Source organism: Brevibacillus sp. YAE8 (genome assembly GCF_057543335.1).
Map to the genome: position 1 here is coordinate 1 of NZ_BAAIYG010000166.1, position 530 is coordinate 530.

General features: G+C 45.1%; 1 pseudogene. It reads left to right on the forward strand.

Annotation, left to right across the window (positions count from 1 at the left end):
- Positions 1–120 precede the first annotated feature (120 nt).
- Positions 121–530: pseudogene (locus tag AC27IT_RS28185) on the forward strand (nucleoside recognition domain-containing protein); the annotation flags it as partial.

The window sequence follows — 530 nt, forward strand, 5'->3', positions numbered from 1 at the left end:
TTGATGGAGACACCTCGTTTTTAGAAACAATTCAGCAGCATCAGCAGCAAGGTATCAGCCACACAGAAAGGAGGAACAGCGCATATGGGAAATCCGTTAACTCCTGAAAACTCATTAGCGATGGAACAGCTAACGCGCTATGCGCAGCAGGCAAAAGAAAAAGATCATCGTTCAAATATGGTCGCAAGCATTTATCAGTCGTCACAGCAAATATGTAAAAAAGCCGTTGTATACGAAGACCGCTCAAAGCTTCAGCGTACGGAGAAATTGGATAAAGTCTTCACTTCGCCAATTTGGGGCTTTCCGATTATGCTTGGTATTTTATCGGTGATCTTTTATATCACCATAGCCGGAGCAAACGTTCCTTCAGGATTAATCGCACAAGGTTTTGGCTGGGCGGAAGGATATTTAACTGCTTTCTTTCAAGCGATGCATGCGCCAGAATGGCTGCACGGAATTCTTGTATTAGGACTGTTTCGAGGCACAGGGTGGGTCATTAGCGTCATGCTGCCTCCGATGGCCATCTTTTT